Genomic DNA, 19213 nt, shown 5'->3' on the forward strand with positions numbered 1-19213 from the left:
GGATACCCCGAATGCGGCGAAGAATTCAGCCTTTGAGGCTGCCGGCGGTGAGCCCGGCGAGGATGTGCCGCTGGAATGCCAGGAACAGCGCCACCATCGGCAGGCTGGCCAGCACCATGCCCGCGACGAGCACGTTCAGCGGCATGTCGATGGCCACCCGTTGCAGCATCACCGACAGCGTCTGCTTTTCGGTGTCCGGGAACACCAGCAGCGGCCAGATGAAGTCCTTCCACGCGGCCACCACCGCGAGGATCGACACCACGGCCAGGATCGGCCGGGAGATCGGCAGGATGATGCGCCACAGCGTGCGCACCGGCCCGGCGCCGTCGAGCCGCGCGGCCTCGATCAGCTCGTCCGGGATCTGGTCGAAGAACCGTTTCAGCAGGTAGATGTTGAACGCGTTCGCGGCGGCCGGCAGCCAGATCGCCGCTGGGGAGTTGATCAGGTTGACGTGCAGCAGCGGCAGATCGGTGATCGTCACGTAGGTCGGCACCAGCAGCGCCGCGGCCGGAAGCATCAACGTCGCGAGCATGAGTCCCAGGACGACGTTGCCGAATTTCGGCCGCAGCTTCGACAACGCGAACGCCGCTGGGACGTCGATGGCCAGCTGGGCCAGCCAGGCGCCCCCGGCGACGATGACCGTGTTGAGGAAGTACTTGCCGAGACTCAGCTGATCCCACGCGTCGGCGAAGGTCTCCGGATGCCACTCGGTCGGGACGAGCGTCGCCGGTGTGTGAGCCAGCTCCTGTGGCGACTTCATCGCCCCCGTCACCACCCAGTACAGCGGGAACAGGAACGCGATGACGAACAGAAGCAGGGTGCAGCCGAAGATGACGGCGTAGCCGATTTTGCCGCCGGGGCTGCGAAGCGTGCTGGGGGAGACGAGCGTCCTCATGACTGATCCGCCTTCCGGGTCAGGCGCACGTACAACGCGGAGAACACCCCGAGCGCGACGAACAGCAACAGGCTCAACGCGCTGGCCGAGCCGAAGTCGTTGTAGACGAAGGCATAGCGGTACAGCAGGAGGAGCACGGTGACGGTGGAGTCGTCCGGCCCGCCGCCGGTCATCACGTACGGCTCGGTGAACACCTGCATGGTCGCGACGACCTGCAGCAACAGGAGCACCAGCAGCACGAACCTGGTCTGCGGCAACGTGACGTGGATCAGGCGCTTCCACAGCCCCGCGCCGTCGAGCTCCGCGGCTTCGTAGAGCTCGCCGGGGATCGTGCCGAGCGCGGCGAGGTAGATCAGCGTCGTGCTGCCCATGTTCGCCCATGTGGAGACGAACACCAGCGACAGCATCGACGTGTCACTCGAGTCGAGCCACTGGCCGCCCGGCAGGCCGACGGCGCCGAGCGCGGAGTTGAACAGTCCGGAACCCGGGTCGTAGAACCACTTCCACATCAGCGCGGTGACCACCGGCGGCAGCATCACCGGCAGATAGACCGCGAGCCGGAAGAACGCCTTGGCGTGCCGTAGTTCGTTGAGCAGGACCGCGGTCAGGAACGGCACCACGAAACCGAAGACCAGCGCGAGCCCGGTGAACAGCAACGTGTTGCGCCAGGCGACGCCGAACAGCGGATCTTCGAACAGGCGGGTGAAGTTGTCGAAGCCGACCCACGTCGGCGGGTTGACGAAGTCCACCTGCTGGAAGCTCAGCAGCACCCCGCGCACGATCGGATACCAGGAGAACAGCGCGAACACCACGAGCGCGGCGCACAGCAGCCCGTACGCGGTAAGGTTCTCCTTCAGCTTGCGGCGCAACCGGTTCCGCCGGCGTTCGGCCGCGGACGCGACCGGCCGACCGGCCCGCGACGACGCTGTCGCGGGCCAGTCGAGGACGCTACTTGACCTGTGCGAGGACACTGTTGACCTTCGACTCGGCCGACGACAGCTGCTGATCGATATTCGCGCTCCGATCCGTGAGCACCGCCTGCATCACACTGTCGAGGACGGCGTAGACCTGCTGTGCGTTCGGCGGCTCGATACTGCCCTTGATCCGCGAACTCGCGTCCACATAGGACTGATAGTTTTCGGCGGGAACGTTGGCGTGCTTCGCTTTGATCGCGAGCTGCTGGTCACGGACGGCGCCCTGCCAGACGTCCGGGGTCGGCTCGGCGGGCAGTCCGACCGGCTGCTTGCCGTCGACGTACTGCTGGACGTGCTTCTCGAAGCGATCCGGGTTGAGGTACTTCCAGCGGACCCATTCCAGGCCCGCCTTGATCTTCTCCGGCGAGGCCTTGGGGTTGATCATGTAGCCTTCGCCGCCGAGCAGCGTGCCCTGCCCACCCGGCATCCCGGCGACGCCGTAGTCCTCGTACTTGCCGTTGAACTGCTTGACCAGCACCGGGACGTTGTCCGGCGCGGCCATGTACATGCCGAGCTGGCCAGCGCCCATCATGCGCTGCACGTCCTGCGCTTCCAGCAACTGCTTGGCGCCCATGGAGTCGTCGTCCCACCGCATGGCGCGCAGCTGGTTCAGCGCGGCCTTGGCCTTGTCGTTGTTGAAGGCGGCGACCCATTTGTCGCCCTCCTTGCGGGCGACCTCGCTGCCCATGGAGTAGAGCCAGCCGGTGAGGTGCCAGCCGCCCTGGTTGTTCTTGCTGTAGTCGGCGTATCCGACGGTGCCGTTGCCCAGCGCGGCGATCTTCTTCGCCGCTTCGCGGACCTCGTCCCAGGTCTGCGGCGGCTTGTTCGGGTCGAGCCCGGCCTTCCGGAACAGCGGACGGCTGTAGACCAGGCCCATGCTGTAGTTCATCGTCGGCAGGCCGTAGAGCTTGCCGTCGGCGCCCCGGAAGTTGTCCAGCAACTCCGGCTTGATGTCGCCGAAGTTCTTCAGGCCCTTGGCCGCTTCGGTGATGTCGGCGGCCTGACGGCGCGCGATGATCTGCGCCGGATCGGTGAAGTAGACGTAGTAGACGTCTTCGAGCTGCCCGCCGGCGAGTTTGGCGGAGAACGTCTTCGGGTCCATGAACCCTTCGTGCGGCTCGATGTCTATGTCCGGGTGGGTCTCCTCGAACTCCTTGACGTCGGCGTCGAACACGCCGCGTTCGAACGGCTGGCTGGCCGGGGGCTGGCCGGTGACGGTGATCTTGACCTTGCCTCCGGCCCCGGTGGTTTCACCGGAGCCGGATCCGCAGGCGGCCACCCCCAGAGTCAGTCCGCCCGCAAGGAGCAGGCAGAACATCCGGCGGCGCACGGTGGGGGACCAAGTGCTGCTCATCTTCAAGCCTCATCTCGGGATCGCGACGGCTGTCACGTGATTGCGGTCACTCTAAAACGAAGCCCCGGATTAACGCAATAACTGGATGAGAACTTGCAACTTTACGACAGCCGACGCGTGCAGGGGCGCCTCAAGTACATGAAGGCCCCCTTCCTTGCGTCTAGCGCAAGGAAGGGGGCCTTCATGTACTGGGGAAGGTGTGCGGGCCCCCGCAAGGAGGTGACTTAGTGAGAAGAAGGCGTCCTTCGCCGCGTCCGATGCGACGAAGGACGCCTCCGGCCCTGGTCAGGCACGGGGGTCGTGAGTGGCGATTCGTGTTCTAGCCCGAATCGCCACTCACGACCCCGGCGCGACCACGCCACCTTCGCCCTGCCCTCACTTAAGTACGGCGGGCGGTGGAGCCCCGGACGACGAGTTCGGGTGCGAAAAGCAGCTCCTCGGCCGCGACCTCGCCACCGTTTATGCGCTTGACCAGCAGTTCCACCACGGCGCGGCCCATCGCCTCGATCGGCTGGCGGGTCGTGGTCAGCGGCGGGTCGGTGCAGTTCATCAGTGCCGAATCGTCGTAGCCGACCACCGAGATGTCATCGGGGACCGACAGCCCCTGCCGCCGGGCCGCGCGGATCGCGCCCAGGGCAAGCAGGTCGCTCGCGCACAGCACGGCCGTCGCGCCGCGGGGGTACAGCCGGGCCGCGGCCGCGTGCCCGCCTTCGATGGAGAACATGCCGTGTTCGACGAGTTCGTCCAGGACGGGGAGACCGAGTTTCCCCGCGTAGGCGCGGAAAGCCTCGAGTTTGCGCTGGGACGGCACGTGGTCGGTCGGGCCGAGGACGAGGCCGATCTTCTCGTGCCCGAGCGAACTCAGATGCCCGACGACCTGCTCGACGGCGACCGCGTCGTCGCACGAGATCTGCGGCAGTCCGAGGTGCTCGACGGCGGCGTTGATCAGCACTGTCGGCAGGCGGCGTTCGGCGAGATGGTGGTAGTGGGAGTGCACCGCGTCGGACTGGGCGTAGAGCCCGCCTGCGAACACGACACCCGAAACCTGCTGCTGCAGAAGCAGCTCGACGTACTCCGCTTCGGAGACGCCGCCCGCGGTCCGGGTGCACAGCACCGGCGTGAAACCCTGCTGGGCCAGCGCGTTACCCATGATCTCGGCCAGTGCGGGGAAGATGGGATTCTGCAATTCGGGAAGGACCAGTCCGACCAGGCGGGCGCGATCACCGCGCAGCTGGGTCGGCCGTTCGTAACCCATCACGTCCAGCGCGGTGAGGACGGCGGCCCGGGTGCCGGCGGAGACCCCGGAGCGGCCGTTGAGTACCCGGCTGACCGTGGCTTCACTGACCCCGACCTTGCGGGCGACTTCGGCAAGACGACGCGTCATGGCTGAAACTTTACCGCAAGCGAGCGCAAAACCTAGACATTCTTGATCGGTGCGGTGCTGGAGTATCTCAAGACATGGAAGTCGCGCGAGGAGGGAACGAGCGCGGCGGCCGCCGGAGCGGCGAAGCAGACGACGGCGCAGGCCGCCAAGACGGGCGCCGCTCCGAATCGGTCGATCGCGGGCGCGATGAGGGCCAGTCCGGCGGGCGCCAGGCCGTAGGAGAACAGGAAGTCCAAAGAGGACACCCGGGCGAGCTTGCCCGGCTCGACCTCGCGCTGGGTCGCGGTGAACCACGGGACGTTGAACAGCTCGATGCCCAATCCGGCGATGGCGTAGGCGGCCACGACGAGGGCCGGGTGCACTGGGAACAGCAGGCTCAGTGGCGCGAAGCCGTAGCAGCCGAGCCCGATCAGCGCTGCCCAGCCCTGCCGTCTGGGGCGCCAGCGGGCGATGACGACGGCGCCGGCGAGCGCGCCGATGGTGTACGCGGTGAGCCCGGCGGCCAGGACGGCTTCGGTGTCATAGCGGTCGCGGCTGACCAGCGGCAGCACGACACCGGTGGCCGAGTAGCCGGTCGCGATCACGGCGGTCAGCGCGCCGAGCCCGGCGAGGAACCACGGATGACGTCGAGCTTCGCGGAGACCGTCGGCGAACTCGCCGAAAAAGCGGACCTTCGTCTTGGCCGGGGTGGGCGCGAAAGTGCCTCGCGGCGGGATCAGCGCCGCACCCAGCCACAGCACCGCCGTCCCGATCACCAGGGCCGACGTCGACGCGAACTGGGAGAGCAGTGCGGTGAGCCCCGGCGCGACCAAGGTCGTGACCCGGACGGCGAGCGTCATTGCGGCGTTGGCCTGCTGACGCCGGTCCTCGGCGATCACTTCCGCGGTCAGCGCCTGGAACGCCGGGCGGCAAGCGCCCTGACCGACACCGACAACGGCGGCCGCGACGGCCATCAACAGGACGGACCGGCCCATCCCTGCCGTGATCAGGGGAGTGGCGAGACCCGCGATGAGGCCGGCCCAGAGCACGACCCCGCGCCGTGAGTACCGGTCGGCGAGTACCCCGGCCACCGGGACCGCCATGAGGAATCCGGCGGTCCGCGCGGCCAGCACGACGCCGAGGTCCACGGCCGAAAGCGACCGTTCCAGCACGGCCAGTCCGAGGATGAACGGCAGCGCCCAAGTCGCCAGTCCGGAGGCGGTGTTCCCGGTCCAGAGCCGGACGAACGACAGGCTGCGGAACACCGGGTGACGATAGCAAGGAGAGACAGCGGGCCCGGTCGCGCTCTACTCTGCCTCCGTGCGCACACCGACCTCGACCCGAGGCCCGGCCCGGCGCCTCCGCGGCGGGGCCGTGGGGGTCCTGACCGGGACTTTGGCGACCGGTGCCCACGTCGGGACCAGCGGACGAGTCCCCGACCTCGGCGTGGTCGTGCTGCTCGTCGCCCTGCTGAGCTGGGTGGCGTACGCGTTCGCGGGCCGTCGGCGCGGTCCGCTCGCCATCCTTGGCCTGGTGGCGGGCGGGCAGGTGGCGATGCACGCCTGCCTGACCTTCCTGACCTGGCAGTCGCACTCCCATCATGCCGAAACCCCGGGCAACGGCCTGTCCATGGCGGCCGGGCACGCCGCCGCGACCCTTGTGGTGGCCATGGTGCTCGCGGGCGCCGAGCGTGTCCTGTTCGCGCTCACGGCGCTGATCGCTTCGGTCCTCCCGCGCCGCCTGGCCCCGCGGCCGGCGACGGCGCCGCTGCGGATCCACGTCCCGCTCGCGGTGAATTTCCCCGCGACCGAGGCGCTCCTGCGAGACGTGCTTTCGCGGCGCGGTCCGCCGGTGTCGTTCGCCTGATCCCCGAAACCCTGCCGAGACCCATGCCCCGGCAGGGCTCAGCACGCGTGCCGTGACCATCCCGGCGCGCGGCGAAGGCGCACGCCTCCCCACCGACGCCTCAGGAGTTCCCCCCATGGCAACGCAAACCGATCCGACCACGAGTCCACCCCGCACGTCCGGCTGGCGCGGGCTGTTCCTCCGCCTCCACTTCTACGCAGGTGTTCTCGTCGGCCCGTTCGTCCTCATCGCCGCGCTCACCGGCGTTCTGTACGCGGCGACGCCGCAGATGGAGTCCTGGATCTACGCCGATCAACTCCGGGCACCCGTCGGGCTGAACCAGGTCTCGCTCGCCGACCAGGTCAAAGCGGCTCAGGCGGCCAACCCTGGTGGTGATCTGGTCGCCGTCCGTCCCGCTCCCGAACTCGGCGACACGACTCGAGTGCTCTTCGCACAGGACGGGCTCGGCGAGTCCGAACGGCGCGCGATCTTCGTCGACCCCGCCACCGCGCAGGTGCGCGGGGATCTCGTCGCGTACGGCTCGAGCGGTGCCTTGCCGTTCCGGACCACGCTCGACCAGTTGCACCGCAACCTGCTGCTCGGCGAGCCGGGACGGCTTTACAGCGAACTGGCCGCGTCCTGGTTGTGGGTGGTCGCGCTGGGCGGTCTCGTGCTGTGGGTGAGCCGCCGCCGCGCCCGCCGGAACGAGAAGGCCGAGTCCGTGCGTGGGCAGTCGGTGCGCCGTCACGGATCTGTCGGCTTGTGGGTGCTGCTCGGCGCACTGTTCCTTTCCGCGACAGGGCTGACATGGTCGGCGTACGCGGGCGAGAACGTCTCGGCGCTGCGTGAATCCCTCGGCTGGGCCACGCCCGCGTTGAAGGTGACCGGCGCCGACGAACACGCCGGGCACACCGGGCACTCGGGTCACGGCGAAGCGCCCGCCGCGAAACCCGAGAGTGTGGACGCGATGCTCGCTTCGGCCCGCGCCGCCGGGATCGACGCGCCCTCCGTCGAGATCGGACTGCCTGCCGAACCCGGCGGTCCTTGGCAGGTGGCGGAAGTCGAGCGCGGCTGGCCGACGCAGGTCGACGCCGTCGCGGTCGACGGGACCACCGGGCAGATCCTCGGCGAGGTGCGGTTCGACGACCACCCACTGATGGCGAAGCTCGCCCGATGGGGGATCGACGCGCATATGGGCGTGCTGTTCGGCTGGCCGAACCAGATCTTGCTGCTCTTGCTCGGCGCCGGGCTGGTCACGCTGGTCGTGCTCGGCTACCGGATGTGGTGGCGGCGCAGGCCGACCCGGGCCACCGGGCTGACCTTCGGGCGGCCCATCCCGCGCGGGCAGTGGCGAAAGGCCCCGCCAGCCTTGGTGGCGGGTCTTCTCGTCCTCGCCGCCGCGATCGGCTGGTTCGTGCCGCTGTTCGGCCTCAGCCTGCTGGCTTTCCTGGTGATCGACCTGGTGTTGGGCCTGCGGTCCCGCCGGTCCGAACCGGAAGCCACCGACGTCACCGGATGAGTTCCGCGCTCGCCGCCCATAACCGGGCGGCGAGCGCGGTGTCGGCCAGCCTGCCGCGTACCGGTTCCCGCCTGGGTTCACCGCGCAGGCCGAATACCCGGGGGCCGAACATCTCGCCGCCGCGCACAGCGGGATCGAGAACGGCGCGGACGGCGGGCCAGGCGCCGGCTTCCTTGCCCTGCAACAGAAGTCCGGTCGGGAACTTCCGACCGCCCGGTGACGCGTGCACCGGCCTGGGCGGGGTCAGCGAGTCGAGCGCGCCGCCGGGATGGTCGACGACGCTCAGCACCGTGCTGCCTGCCGCGCGCAGCCGCCTGTCGAGTTCGAAGGCGAACAGCATCTGTGCCTGCTTCGAGCGCGCATAGGTGCGTTTGGGCTGGTAGTCGCGCTTGCTCTGGAGATCGTCCAGATCGAGTTCCGCGGACTTGCCCACGAAACTGCCCGTGGTGACGACGCGGCCGGCCTCCGCCGCTTCGAGCAAGGGCATCAGCCGATGCGCCAGCACGAAATGGCCGAGATGGTTGGTGGCGAAGGTCAGTTCGAGGCCATCGGCGGTCTCCTGCCTCGGCCGTCCCTCCAGGAGGACGCCCGCGTTGCAGACGACGGCGTCCAGTCGCTCGATCTCCAGAGCGTCCACAGAGGACTTGATGGACGAAAGATCGGAAAGGTCGAGCCGCAGGTGCCCGAGTTTCGCGTCCGGGACCCGGGACCGGATCGAGGCAATCGCGGCGTTGGCCTTTTCGGCGTTCCGGCTGCCGAGGAGCACGGTGGCCCCGGAGCAGGCGAGCTGTTCGGCGACGAAGTAGCCGATCCCCGCGTTGCCGCCGGTGACCAGGAAGGTCTTGCCGTCGGCTCGGGGCAGGTGGTGGACGTTCCAGTCACTCATGACGTGCTCCTCCTCTAAGTCGAAGTCACTCCGAAGATACACTCGTTGCGATTTCGGAGTTACTTCGATGTAAGGTGATCGTATGGGAACGACCGAGCCGGGCAGGCGTGAACGAAAGAAGGCGGCGACCCGCCAGGCCCTGTCTGAGGCGGCGCGAGAACTGTTCCTGGAACGGGGTTTCGACAACGTCACCGTCGCGGAGATCGCGGACGCCGCCGACACGGCGGTGTCCACGCTGTTCGCGCACTTCCCCGGCGGCAAGGAGGCGCTGGTCCTCGGCCACGGGCACGAACGCGAGGAGGCACTCGCCGCCGCCGTGCGCGAACGCGGCGAGGACGTTTCGATCCTGGACGCCTTGCGGGACTTCCTCGCGAGTCGCGGCCCGTTCGATCCGGATCGCGGCCCACTGGCGCGCCGGGTCGCGGATCTGGTGATCGCCACCCCGGCGCTGCGCGCCTACGCCAGGACATTGTGGACGGGCTGCGAGGACGCGCTCACGAAGGTCGTCGCCGAAGAGACCGGACAGGGCGATTTCTCCGTGCGGCTGCTGGCTCGCTATGTCCTGGAGGTCCCGGACCTTGCCGGTGCCGAACCGGATCCCGCCGCGGCACTGGAAGCCGCTTTCGTCTTCCTACGGCGAGGCTGGCCGGGGTTCTGAGCGGCTAGCCTGGAGCGATGAAGGGTCTGCTCTTGCGGCTGTCCGAGGTGGACGCCGACGCGGAAGCCGCGGTCCGGGTCATCGCCTATTTCGATGAGCTCGTGGCCAGGCAGGCCCGCCTCTCCGATCTGGTGCGCGCCACCGCGGCGCTCGCGGGCTGCGTGGCCGGGCTGCGCCGGGAAGGCGTCCCGTCGCCACTGCGGTTCACCCCGGACGGCGAGCCCGCCGCCGATGCGGTGACAGAGCCCGCGTCGGCCGACCTCGGTGAGCCGCCGGGGAAGGTCTGGCTGGAGCGGGCCGGTTCGCCGGGGCCGCTCGACGATCTCGTGCTGGAGCGGTTCGCCATGGCGGCCCGTGTCCTCGGCCGCGCCGAACCCGGTGGAAACGCGCCGCATCTGGCGGATCCCGCGCTCGTCGAATTGCTGCTGGGCGAGCAGGCGGGGGAGGAGGACCGGGCCAGGGCGCTCCGACTGCTCGGCCTGGCCGCCGGACGACCGGTGCGGGTCTTGGCCGTCGGTACCGAGGACGGCCGCGATCCCGGTGCGGCCGCCGTCGGGCTCCTGGCGCGAGGCGGTTCGCTGCCCCGGCTGCCTGTGGCGACGGTGGGGGAAGTCGCCGCCGTGCTGCTGCAACCCCGCGACGACGACGCGATCGTCGGCGCGCTGCGTTCCGCACTCGCCGACCGGGCGAGGGAACGCGACGCCACCGGCGGGGTACGGGTCGGTGTCGGTGATGCCGTGCCGGGACTCGAAGCGCGTCACTCGTGGTTGCAGGCCAGGCTGGCGGAACGCTTCGCCGTCCCCGCCGCCGAGCCGATCGTGGTGCACGGCGACCTCGGTTCGCTCACTCTGCTCGCCGAGGTACCGGTCGCACGGTTACAGGGACAGGACGACGTCCTCGCACTGGACGCCCTCGCCGCGACGCCGACCGGGGCCGCCGACGTCGCGGCGCTGGAAGCGTTCTGCCGGACGGGATCGCTGCGGCAGGCGGCGGTCGCACTGCACCGCCACCACAGTTCGGTGGCGGCCAGGCTGGCCCACGTCGAAGACGCGCTGGGCTGGCGGCTGGACGAGCCGGGCGATCGCTTCCGTGCGCGTCTCGCGTTGCTCGCCCGCCGCCTCGCGCAACGCGGCTAGGCCTCCAGCGCTCGCGCGAGCACGGTGATCGCTTCCGCGACCTCGCGTTTGCTCACCGCGGCGTGCTCCACCGAGGACGAGCCGTGGAACGTTCCCGGGAACAAGTGCAGTTCGGTGGTGACGCCGGAGGCGAGGAGAGCCTGCGCGTAGGCGATTCCCTCGTCGCGCAACGGGTCGAACTCCATCACCGAGACGTAGGCCGGCGGCAGGCCGCTCAGGTCCACCGCCCTGGCGGGCGCCGCGTGGACGGGGACGTCCGCGCCGCCGCGAACCCCCTTGCCGAGATAGCAATCCCAGCTGATCTCGGCCCTCGGCTTGTTCCACTGTGGAGTGTCGACGAACGCCCGCATACTCGGCGTGTCCAGCCGGTCGTCCACCTCCGGCACCCCGAGGTACTGGAACGCGATCGCCGGGCCGCCCCGGTCGCGGGCGAGCAGGGCGAGCGCCGCGCACAACCCGCCGCCCGCGCTGATGCCGTGGATCGCGATCCGGCCGGGGTCGACGCCGAGTTCGGCCGCGTTCTTCGCGACCCAGGTGAGCGCCGCGTAGCAGTCTTCGAGAGCCGCCGGATACGGCGCTTCGGGTGCCAGCCGGTAGTCGACCGACACCACGACGACACCGATTTCCCTGGCGAAACGCACGTTGGCCGCGTGGTCGATCTCCAGGTCGCCGATGACGAATCCGCCGCCGTGGACGTCGAAGATCGCGGCGGGCGCCGAGATCCGGTCCGGCGTGTAGATCCGCACCCGGACATCCGGGGCGCCTTCAGGACCGGGTACTCGTTCCTCGCGGATGCCGACACCCGTTTCGTCCACCACGCCTTGCCGCTCCGCGAACACTGCCTTCAGCTGTTCCCGGGTGCCGGGCAGATCGGTGAGGTCCAGTTTGGGCAACAGCGGGACGGCCGGGGCGATTTCGGGGTCGTACGCGTAGGTCATCGGTCGTACTCCTGACTCGGCGGGAGGATCCGCCCCCGATGATGGCCGCCCCGGCCGCCGGGTTTCATCCGCCACGCGTCGCGGAAGCGGGCTCTTTCACCCACCGAACGTGCGCCGTGCCGAGGTCTTCGGTCGGCACGCGGTGCGTTTCGCGGGCGGTGAGCGCGGCCGTGGCACTGAGCAGGCAGACGGCGGCGGTGAACATCGCGACGCCGAGCCAGTCTTCCTTCCCCGAGCCGATCGCGGCCACCACGCTGGGGGCGAACCCGGCGATGGCGAACCCGATCTGGGTGCCGATCGCCATCCCCGAAAGGCGGACCTTCGCGCTGAACATCTCGCCGTAGAACGACGGCCACACCCCGTTGACGGCACTGTAGGCGACACCGAACAGCAGGATGCCGAGCGCGAAGATCAGCGGATACGAACCATCCGAAATGGACCACAGGTACGGGAAGATCAGTACGGCACAGGCGAGACAACCCGCGATGAACACGGGTTTGCGGCCGATCCGGTCGGAAAGTCCGGCCAGGAAAGGGATCGCGAGCAGTGCGACGACATTGGCCAGTACGCCGACCCACAGTATCGGCCCGCGTTCGAGCCCGACCGTGTTGACCGCGTAGCTCAGCGCGTAGACGGTGAAGATCGTGCTGACGGAGGCGATGGTGGCCGCGGCGACGACGCGGAGCACGTCCTTCCAGTGCGTCCGGAACAGCACGGCGACCGGCAGTTTGGCGACGTCGGACCGGTTCTGTTCGAACACCGGGGTCTCGTCGATCTTGCGGCGGATCACGAAGCCGACCATCACCACGACGGCACTGCACCAGAACGGGATCCGCCAGCCCCAGGTGAGCAGTTGTTCCTGGGGGAGCGCGGCGATCGGCAGGAAGACCGCGGTGGCGAGGATCTGGCCGGCCTGGGTGCCGCTGAGGGTGAAGCTCGTGTAGTAGCCGCGCCGGTGGGCAGGCGCGTGCTCCATCGACATCGAGTTGGCGCCCGCCTGTTCGCCGGCGGCCGAAAGCCCTTGCAGCAGGCGGAGAACCACCAGCAGGATCGGGGCGAGTACGCCGATGGAGGCATAGGTCGGCAGGCAGCCGACGAGGAACGTCGTGGCGCCCATCAGCAACAGCGTGAACACCAGGACCTTCTTGCGGCCGAGGCGGTCGCCGACGTGCCCGAGCACGAACGCGCCGACCGGGCGGGCCAGGTATCCGACGCCGAAGGTCGCCAGCGCAAGCAGTGTTCCGGTGGCGGGGGAGGAAGCCGGGAAGAAGACCTTGTTGAACACCAGCGCGGCGGCGGTTCCGTAGATGAAGAAGTCGTAGTACTCCAGTGCGCTGCCGATCCAGGCCGCCAGTGCGGCCTTACGGGGCATGCCTTGCGTGACAGGAGGGGGAGAGGCCACGTCGACGCTCCAATGTACTATCCAGCAATGTACGATCTAGTTAGTTAATACAGCGTGCGAGACGGTGCCCCGGTTGTCAAGAGCGGGGATTTCAGGCCGTCAGGTACTCGATCACCAGGTCGCCCAGCATCAGGCGATAGTGGGCGCGGCGCGCGGGGTCGAGCATGTCGCGGCCGAAGATCGCGGAGAAGGTGTGCCGGTTCGCGAGACGGAACACGCAGAACGAGCTGATCACCATGTGCACGTCGAGCGCGTCGACGTCGTCGCGGAACCGGCCTGTCTCCCGGCCGCGGTCGAGGATGCGGGTGAGCACGTCGAGGGCTGGATTCGCCATGCCCGACAAGGCTTCGGACCGCGCGATGTGCTCGCCGTGATGGATGTTCTCGATGCTCACGAGCCGGATGAAGTCCGGGTTCGCCTCGTGGTGGTCGAAGGTGAGTTCGGCGAGCTGACGGATCGCGTCCTCGGGTTCGAGGTGGTCGACGTCCAGATCCTGTTCGAGGGCGCGGATGGTCGCGTACGCCCGTTCGAGCGCGGCGACGTAGAGCTGCTCCTTGCCGCCGAAGTAGTAGTAGATCATCCGCTTCGTGGTGCTCGTACGATCGGCGATCTCGTCCACTCTCGCGCCGGCGTAACCCTTGTCGGCGAACTCTCTGGTGGCCACCGCGAGGATTTCGGCGCGGGTGCGTTCCTTGTCGCGCTGGCGCTCGACCTCGGACGACGGTGCGGCCACCTGACTCCCTCCGAACCGCTGGTGGAGGCCCTACTCTAGCGCAGCCCTTCTCGCGTCGGCCGGTCCGCGCTACAGTGAACTCACTAGTTCGTACATTAACTCTGCTCGGCATCCACGGAGGATCTTGGTGACCAGTTACCTCATCGGCCTGGTCGGCACCGGCATCGGGCCGTCACTGAGCCCGGCGCTGCACGAACGGGAAGCCGACGAACTCGGGCTGCGCTATCTCTACCGGCGGCTCGACCTCGACGTGCTGAGGATGCCGATCGGTGAGGTGCTCGCCGCCGCGCGTACCGCGGGCTTCGACGGCCTCAACATCACCCATCCGGTGAAACAACAAGTGCTCCCGTACCTCGACGAGATCGCGCCCGACGCGGCGGCGCTCGGCGCGGTGAACACGGTGGTGTTCCGCGAAGGGGTGGCGACCGGGTACAACACGGACGCGACCGGTTTCGCCCGCAACCTCATCGGAGGACTGCCCGACGCCGACATGGACACGGTCGTCCTCCTCGGTGCGGGCGGGGCGGGCGCCGCCGTGGCGCATGCCCTGCTTTCGCTGGGAACCGGACGGCTGATCGTCCACGACGTCGACTCCGCGCGCGCCGGAACCCTGGTGGCCGGACTGCGGAAGCGGTTCGGCGGCGACCGCGCTCTTTCCGGCTCCCTCGAAGACGTTCGGACCGCGGACGGCCTCGTCCACGCCACTCCGACCGGGATGGCCGCGTATCCGGGATCGCCGGTTCCCGCCGAATCGCTGCGGCCCGGGATGTGGGTGGCCGACATCGTGTACCGGCCGCTGGAGACCACGCTGCTGAAACAGGCGCGGGACCGCGGATGCCGGACGCTGCACGGCGGCGGGATGGTGGTCTTCCAGGCGGCGGACTCGTTCCGTCTCTTCACCGGCGCGGAACCGGACGCCGACCGGATGATCCGCCATTTCGAAGCGCTGGAAGGGAAACCCGCCCATGCCCGGTGACACCGCCATCGCGACCGTCTGCCTGTCGGGCACGCTCGAGGACAAACTCGCCGCGGCCGCCGCGGCCGGCTTCGACGGGGTCGAGATCTTCGAGAACGACCTGATCGCCTCACGGAGGTCGCCTTCGGAGATCCGGCGGCTCTGCGCCGATCTCGGCCTCACGATCGATCTCTACCAGCCTTTCCGTGACTTCGAGGCGGTGCCGCCGGACGTGCTCCGGTCGAACCTCCGCCGGGCGCGCCGGAAGTTCGACCTCATGGCCGAACTCGGCGTGGACACCGTCCTGGTCTGTTCGTCGGTCTCGCCCGACTCCGTCGACGACGACGATCTCGCCGCCTCTCAGCTGCACGAGCTGGCTTCGCTGGCCGCGTCACGCGGAATCCGTGTCGCCTACGAAGCCCTTGCGTGGGCCCGGTTCGTGAACACGTACGAGCACGCGTGGCGGATCGTCCGGCGGGCCGGCCACGCGGCCTTGGGAGTCTGCCTCGACAGCTTCCACATCCTTTCGCGGGGCAGCGATCCCCGCGCGATCCGGACCATTCCGGGGGAGAAGATCTTCTTCCTGCAGCTGGCCGACGCGCCGCTGCTGGACATGGACGTGCTGCACTGGAGCAGGCATCACCGGCTTTTCCCGGGGCAAGGCGCGTTCGACCTGGCCACGTTCATCGGTCACGTCCTGGCGGCAGGTTATCGAGGGCCGCTTTCGCTGGAGGTGTTCAACGACGTGTTCCGGCAGGCGGACCCGCGACCCGCGGCCATCGACGCCATGCGGTCGCTGACGGCCTTGCGTGAATCCGTTGGCACCCTTGAGATTCCCGAGGCTCCTCGGCTGGATGGGCACGCCTTCGCGGAGCTGGCCGTTTCGGGAACGGTGCTCGCGGAACTCGGCTTCACCCACGTCGGAACCCATCGCACGAAGCCGGTCCAGTTGTGGCAACAGGGATCGGCGCGCTTGCTGGTGAACGAAGCGACCGAGGAGGGCGCGATCAGCGCCCTCGGCCTGACCAGCGCGAACCCGGCCGGATCGGCGCGGCGCGCGGAGACGTTGCTCGCGCCGGTGCTGCCCCGCGAGCACAGCCCGGACGAGGCCGACCTCTCCGCCGTCGCCGCACCGGACGGGACCGAGATCTTCTTCTGTGGCAACGACGAATGGTTGCGCGACTTCGCTCCGTCCGGGACCGCGCCTGCCGGGCTGGGAATCATCGGCATCGACCACGTCGCCTTGACCCAACCCTTCGACCACTTCGACGAGGCGACCCTGTTCTACCGTTCGGTGCTGGGCCTCCGGCCGGAACCGGTTTCGGAGTTCGCGGCGCCGTTCGGGCTTGTGCGCAGCCGTGCGGTCGGAGACCAGGACGTCCGTTTGACGTTGGACAGCGCCCTGGTGCGGCGAGGGGAGTGGTCGCCGGGAGTGCCGTCGCCACAACACATCGCTCTCGCTTGCGAGGACGCGATCGCCGTCGCGCGAGCTCTGCGCGAGGCGGGTGCGCCACTGCTTTCGATCCCCGGGAACTATTACGACGACCTGGATGCGCGGTTCGATCTCCCGTTTTCGGCGGCATTGCGAGAAAACTCGGTGCTGTATGACCGGGACGCGTCCGGCGAGTTCCTGCACTTCTGCACCGAACTGGTCGGCTCGCGGGTCTTTTTCGAGGTGGTGCAACGGATCGGCGGATATCGCGGGTACGGGGTCGTGAACACGCCGGTGTACATGACAGCGCATCGGGAACGACGGCTCAGTCTGGCGCGCTGAGGCTCGCTCGGCCGAAGAGCTCACGCTCCGGCCGGTCGAGGCGGGGTCGGATTCCGGCGATCAAGCTCGTCAGATCAGGTCAGCTGACGGACTCGTCGTCGAGTTCGGCGAGCTGTTGCGCGACGCGGTCGGCATCGGCAGTCCGTTCCTGGGTCCGGTTGAGTCGCAGGGCCTGTTGCCATACCAGGCGAGCCTCGGCTCGGCGCCGGAGCGCGGCCAAGGATTGGCCGAGATGTTCGAGGGTATCGGCTTCGTAGTAGGTCGCCCCCAGGTCCCGGCACAGTTCCAGTGATTCGTGGAAGTGGTCCAGAGCCAGATCGTATTCGCCGCAGTGGTGGGCGATGTAGCCGAGTGTGTCCAGGGTTACTGCCTGGCCCTGCCGGTTGCGGGCGTCGCGGAACAAGGCCAGTGCCTGCTCGCATGACGAGCGGGCCTCGTCGTACTGACCCAGCCGCGCTTGGTGCCACCCCATTCGATCGAGCGCTTCCGCCTTCCACACGAGGTTGTCCAAGGGCTCGAACAACCGGAACGCCTCCTTCGCGTGGTTGAGGGCGAGCTGGTCGTTGTTCTGCTGCCGCCAGACCATGATCAGGTCGTAGTACGAACGAGCCTCGCCGTGGGTGTCGCCGGTCTCCTTGGCCAGTTCGCGCCCCCGGTACAGGTGCTCCAACGCTTCGGTGAGCCGCTGTGACCGTGCGTATGCCTGACCCAGAAGCCGGTGGGCGAGTCCTTCGATCGTGGCGTCGTCCAGTTCACGCGCGGCGGCCAGCCCGGCTTCCCAGGTGGTCCGCTGTTCGTGAAGGTGGCCGCGTCGCCAAAGGTATCCGTGCAGGATCCACGCGAGCTGCCAGACCAGCGTCTGCCAGCCAAGTCGTTCGGCGGTCGTCTGTGCGGCGATCAGGCACGGATGTTCCTGGTCGAACCAAGCCAGAATGGAGCTGTCGTCGGTGAAGGAAGGCAGCTCGAACTCGGCCGGAGTATCGCCGATCTCGACCTTCTTCCGGTCGGGATACAGCAGTCGTTCGCCCGCGTAACCGGCGTGGATGTAGTACGAGATCAGCCTGTGCAGTTTGCCCAGCGCCTGGTCGTCCTGTCTCGCCCATTCGGCGGCGTAGAGGCGGACCAAGTCGTGCATGCGGTACCTGGTTGGCAAGTACCGCTGCAACAGGTGCGCTTCCTCCAGCCGTCGCAGCAGGTTGCGTGCCTGCTCGGTCTTCAGATTCGTGAGCACCCCCGCGGCGACCTCGTCGATATCCGGGCCCGGGGCCAGGCCCAGCATCCGGAAGACCTCGGCCGCCTGCGCGTCGAGCGCTTGATAGGACCAGGACAAGACGGTGCGCAGGTTCGCGGAGAGTCCACCGCCGTCCAGCGCGTCCAACCGAGCCGAGGCATCACCCAGGTCCGTGGCCAGCGCCGCGAGCGGGAAATCGTGGTGGGCGGCCGCGTGGGCGGCGACGATACTCAGCGCCAGAGGCAACCCCGCGCAATAGCCCACCAGGTCTTCCACCGCGTCGGGCTCGGCCTCGACGCGGTGTGGCCCCAGCCGTTTGGTCAGAAGTTCGCGTGCTTCGGTGTCGTTCAGGGTGCCCAGGCTCAGCGGTCGTGCGCCGTGGGCGACGATCAGTTCGGTGGGCTGGTGGCGGGTCGTGATCAGCACGGTGCAACTGGAGCTCTGGGGAAGCAGGGGTACCACCTGTGCGCCGCCGCGGGCGTTGTCCAACAGGATCAGCATGCGCCGGTCGGCGACTTTGCGTCGATACAGCGCGGCCTGCGCGGCGGTGCCGACCGGGATGTCCCGTTGCGAGGAGCACAGGGCATCCAGGAAACCGCGGATGGCGACCTCGGCCGCCACCGGCGCACCGGACGGGTCGTAACCGCGCAGGTTCACGTAGAGCTGTCCGTCCGGGAAGCGGTCGATGTTCTCGTGTGCCCATTCCAGCGCCAGCCAGGTCTTGCCGATTCCGCCCATGCCGCTGACCACCATGATGGGAGTGGTGCCCTTGAACTCCGCGTCGACAATCGATGAAGCGGTCAGTTCGGCGAGCTCACGGATCCGACCGGTGAACAGTCCTGATCTGCCGGGTAACTGCCTCGGCGCGGAAATCTCCGTCAATTGTTCGGTTTCGCGCTGATACGGATGGTCGGGAAGGCAGATCCAGGCGCGAGTGGTCGTCTCTTTCACTTTCACCGTTGTCGGCTGATAGCGGCTGGGATCGTCAATCGAACTGTTCTGGACGACTTCCTCGAAAAACCAGTCGGACACGATGAACGCCAGCACGCCCGGCGACTGGGCGAGTGACGTTTTCAACGCGGGTGCTTCGATCAGCCTGAATGCGCGGATGATCGACGGGCCGGTGACGCCCTGAGTGTCGTGTTTGATCTCGCCCGCGTGCAGGGACATGCGCAGCCTGATGCGTTCTTCGGGGCGTGTGGCGCTTTCGTTGTATTGCAGCAGAGCCTTGATGAGCATCTGCGGCAGTGATTCGACGAAAGGCGCCTTGGGCACCTGGGGCGCGATCAGAACGAGGACCCCGTCGCCGCGATCTTCGTGGTAGCAGTCGTCCCAGGAAATGTTCGCGGCATTGAGGGCCCAGCGTAAAACCTGATACAATCCGTCGCGAACGGCTTCCTGAACGGGGTTTCGTCGACGTTCGGCGCTGCCGAACCCTTCCACGTCGAGGACCAGCAGTATCCGATGGCCGGGCTGCTTGGAATAGACCATGCGATCAACCCCTCGTCGCGGTGTCGGCTCCATGCTACAGGACGATCAAGATACCGACT

Annotated in this window: 16 protein-coding genes; 6 read left to right on the forward strand and 10 right to left on the reverse strand. The window is 68.2% G+C overall.

Annotated features, from left to right (window positions below):
* Window positions 1–25: 25 nt before the first annotated feature.
* The 5 genes from DL990_RS29600 to DL990_RS29620 form a co-directional block, all read right to left on the reverse strand.
* Window positions 26–895 (reverse strand): carbohydrate ABC transporter permease, encoded by an 870-nt coding sequence (locus tag DL990_RS29600; RefSeq protein ID WP_125784523.1) that lies wholly within the window; start codon window positions 893–895, stop codon window positions 26–28.
* Window positions 892–1866 carry a carbohydrate ABC transporter permease gene (locus tag DL990_RS29605; protein WP_125784521.1) on the reverse strand — a complete coding sequence of 325 codons (975 nt, stop codon included), beginning with the start codon at window positions 1864–1866 and terminating at the stop codon, window positions 892–894. Before DL990_RS29605 ends, DL990_RS29600 begins: the two co-directional genes overlap by 4 nt.
* Window positions 1844–3223, reverse strand: a complete 1380-nt coding sequence (locus DL990_RS29610; RefSeq protein ID WP_125784519.1) for an ABC transporter substrate-binding protein — start codon at window positions 3221–3223, stop codon at window positions 1844–1846. Before DL990_RS29610 ends, DL990_RS29605 begins: the two co-directional genes overlap by 23 nt.
* 379 nt (window positions 3224–3602) lie before the next feature.
* Window positions 3603–4607, reverse strand: a complete 1005-nt coding sequence (locus DL990_RS29615) for a LacI family DNA-binding transcriptional regulator (protein ID WP_125784517.1) — start codon at window positions 4605–4607, stop codon at window positions 3603–3605.
* A gap of 32 nt (window positions 4608–4639) precedes the next feature.
* Window positions 4640–5851 (reverse strand): MFS transporter, encoded by a 1212-nt coding sequence (locus DL990_RS29620; RefSeq protein ID WP_125800633.1) that lies wholly within the window; start codon window positions 5849–5851, stop codon window positions 4640–4642.
* 55 nt (window positions 5852–5906) lie between these two features.
* Between DL990_RS29620 and DL990_RS29625 the strand changes: the two genes are divergently transcribed.
* Window positions 5907–6452 carry a hypothetical protein gene (locus DL990_RS29625; RefSeq protein ID WP_233620617.1) on the forward strand — a complete coding sequence of 182 codons (546 nt, stop codon included), beginning with the start codon at window positions 5907–5909 and terminating at the stop codon, window positions 6450–6452.
* 115 nt (window positions 6453–6567) lie between these two features.
* On the forward strand, window positions 6568–7950 hold the full coding sequence (locus DL990_RS29630; protein WP_125784513.1) for a PepSY domain-containing protein: 1383 nt from the start codon (window positions 6568–6570) through the stop codon (window positions 7948–7950).
* On the opposite strand, the gene DL990_RS29635 is transcribed toward DL990_RS29630, so the two are convergent.
* Window positions 7940–8836, reverse strand: a complete 897-nt coding sequence (locus DL990_RS29635; RefSeq protein WP_125784511.1) for an SDR family NAD(P)-dependent oxidoreductase — start codon at window positions 8834–8836, stop codon at window positions 7940–7942. The genes DL990_RS29630 and DL990_RS29635 overlap by 11 nt on opposite strands.
* Before the next feature lie 82 nt (window positions 8837–8918).
* Between DL990_RS29635 and DL990_RS29640 the strand changes: the two genes are divergently transcribed.
* Both DL990_RS29640 and DL990_RS29645 read left to right on the forward strand, forming a co-directional pair.
* The gene (locus DL990_RS29640) at window positions 8919–9494 is read left to right on the forward strand and encodes a TetR/AcrR family transcriptional regulator (RefSeq protein ID WP_125784509.1); all 576 of its coding nucleotides are present in this window, start codon (window positions 8919–8921) and stop codon (window positions 9492–9494) included.
* A 17-nt stretch (window positions 9495–9511) separates the two neighbouring features.
* Complete coding sequence (locus tag DL990_RS29645) at window positions 9512–10630, forward strand: CdaR family transcriptional regulator (RefSeq protein WP_125800634.1); 1119 nt, start codon at window positions 9512–9514, stop codon at window positions 10628–10630.
* On the opposite strand, the gene DL990_RS29650 is transcribed toward DL990_RS29645, so the two are convergent.
* The 3 genes from DL990_RS29650 to DL990_RS29660 form a co-directional block, all read right to left on the reverse strand.
* Complete coding sequence (locus tag DL990_RS29650) at window positions 10627–11568, reverse strand: alpha/beta hydrolase (RefSeq protein ID WP_125784505.1); 942 nt, start codon at window positions 11566–11568, stop codon at window positions 10627–10629. The genes DL990_RS29645 and DL990_RS29650 overlap by 4 nt on opposite strands.
* 64 nt (window positions 11569–11632) lie before the next feature.
* Entirely contained in the window at window positions 11633–12940 is a 1308-nt protein-coding gene (locus DL990_RS29655; RefSeq protein WP_125800635.1) for an MFS transporter, read from the reverse strand.
* Window positions 12941–13061: 121 nt separating this feature from the next.
* Window positions 13062–13703 carry a TetR/AcrR family transcriptional regulator gene (locus tag DL990_RS29660; protein WP_125784501.1) on the reverse strand — a complete coding sequence of 214 codons (642 nt, stop codon included), beginning with the start codon at window positions 13701–13703 and terminating at the stop codon, window positions 13062–13064.
* 127 nt (window positions 13704–13830) lie between these two features.
* On the opposite strand from DL990_RS29660, the gene DL990_RS29665 reads away from it, so the two are divergent.
* The gene (locus DL990_RS29665; RefSeq protein WP_125784499.1) at window positions 13831–14679 is read left to right on the forward strand and encodes a shikimate dehydrogenase; all 849 of its coding nucleotides are present in this window, start codon (window positions 13831–13833) and stop codon (window positions 14677–14679) included.
* Complete coding sequence (locus DL990_RS29670; RefSeq protein WP_125800636.1) at window positions 14669–16432, forward strand: bifunctional sugar phosphate isomerase/epimerase/4-hydroxyphenylpyruvate dioxygenase family protein; 1764 nt, start codon at window positions 14669–14671, stop codon at window positions 16430–16432. Before DL990_RS29665 ends, DL990_RS29670 begins: the two co-directional genes overlap by 11 nt.
* Window positions 16433–16511: 79 nt before the next feature.
* On the opposite strand, the gene DL990_RS29675 is transcribed toward DL990_RS29670, so the two are convergent.
* On the reverse strand, window positions 16512–19154 hold the full coding sequence (locus DL990_RS29675) for a tetratricopeptide repeat protein (protein ID WP_158632666.1): 2643 nt from the start codon (window positions 19152–19154) through the stop codon (window positions 16512–16514).
* Window positions 19155–19213 lie beyond the last annotated feature (59 nt).

The sequence above is a fragment of the Amycolatopsis sp. WAC 01416 genome (assembly GCF_003947485.1).
Lineage (GTDB): Bacteria > Actinomycetota > Actinomycetes > Mycobacteriales > Pseudonocardiaceae > Amycolatopsis.

What these genes read in the sequence shown, in the direction of transcription:
- DL990_RS29675 (WP_158632666.1), bottom strand. Translation starts at nt 19,154, where the DNA reads ATGGTCTATTCCAAGCAGCCCGGCCATCGGATACTGCTGGTCCTCGAC.
- DL990_RS29645 (WP_125800634.1), top strand. Translation starts at nt 9,512, where the DNA reads ATGAAGGGTCTGCTCTTGCGGCTGTCCGAGGTGGACGCCGACGCGGAA.
- DL990_RS29650 (WP_125784505.1), bottom strand. Translation starts at nt 11,568, where the DNA reads ATGACCTACGCGTACGACCCCGAAATCGCCCCGGCCGTCCCGCTGTTG.
- DL990_RS29610 (WP_125784519.1), bottom strand. Translation starts at nt 3,223, where the DNA reads ATGAGCAGCACTTGGTCCCCCACCGTGCGCCGCCGGATGTTCTGCCTG.
- DL990_RS29630 (WP_125784513.1), top strand. Translation starts at nt 6,568, where the DNA reads ATGGCAACGCAAACCGATCCGACCACGAGTCCACCCCGCACGTCCGGC.
- DL990_RS29635 (WP_125784511.1), bottom strand. Translation starts at nt 8,836, where the DNA reads ATGAGTGACTGGAACGTCCACCACCTGCCCCGAGCCGACGGCAAGACC.
- DL990_RS29640 (WP_125784509.1), top strand. Translation starts at nt 8,919, where the DNA reads ATGGGAACGACCGAGCCGGGCAGGCGTGAACGAAAGAAGGCGGCGACC.
- DL990_RS29670 (WP_125800636.1), top strand. Translation starts at nt 14,669, where the DNA reads ATGCCCGGTGACACCGCCATCGCGACCGTCTGCCTGTCGGGCACGCTC.
- DL990_RS29600 (WP_125784523.1), bottom strand. Translation starts at nt 895, where the DNA reads ATGAGGACGCTCGTCTCCCCCAGCACGCTTCGCAGCCCCGGCGGCAAA.
- DL990_RS29615 (WP_125784517.1), bottom strand. Translation starts at nt 4,607, where the DNA reads ATGACGCGTCGTCTTGCCGAAGTCGCCCGCAAGGTCGGGGTCAGTGAA.
- DL990_RS29655 (WP_125800635.1), bottom strand. Translation starts at nt 12,940, where the DNA reads ATGCCCCGTAAGGCCGCACTGGCGGCCTGGATCGGCAGCGCACTGGAG.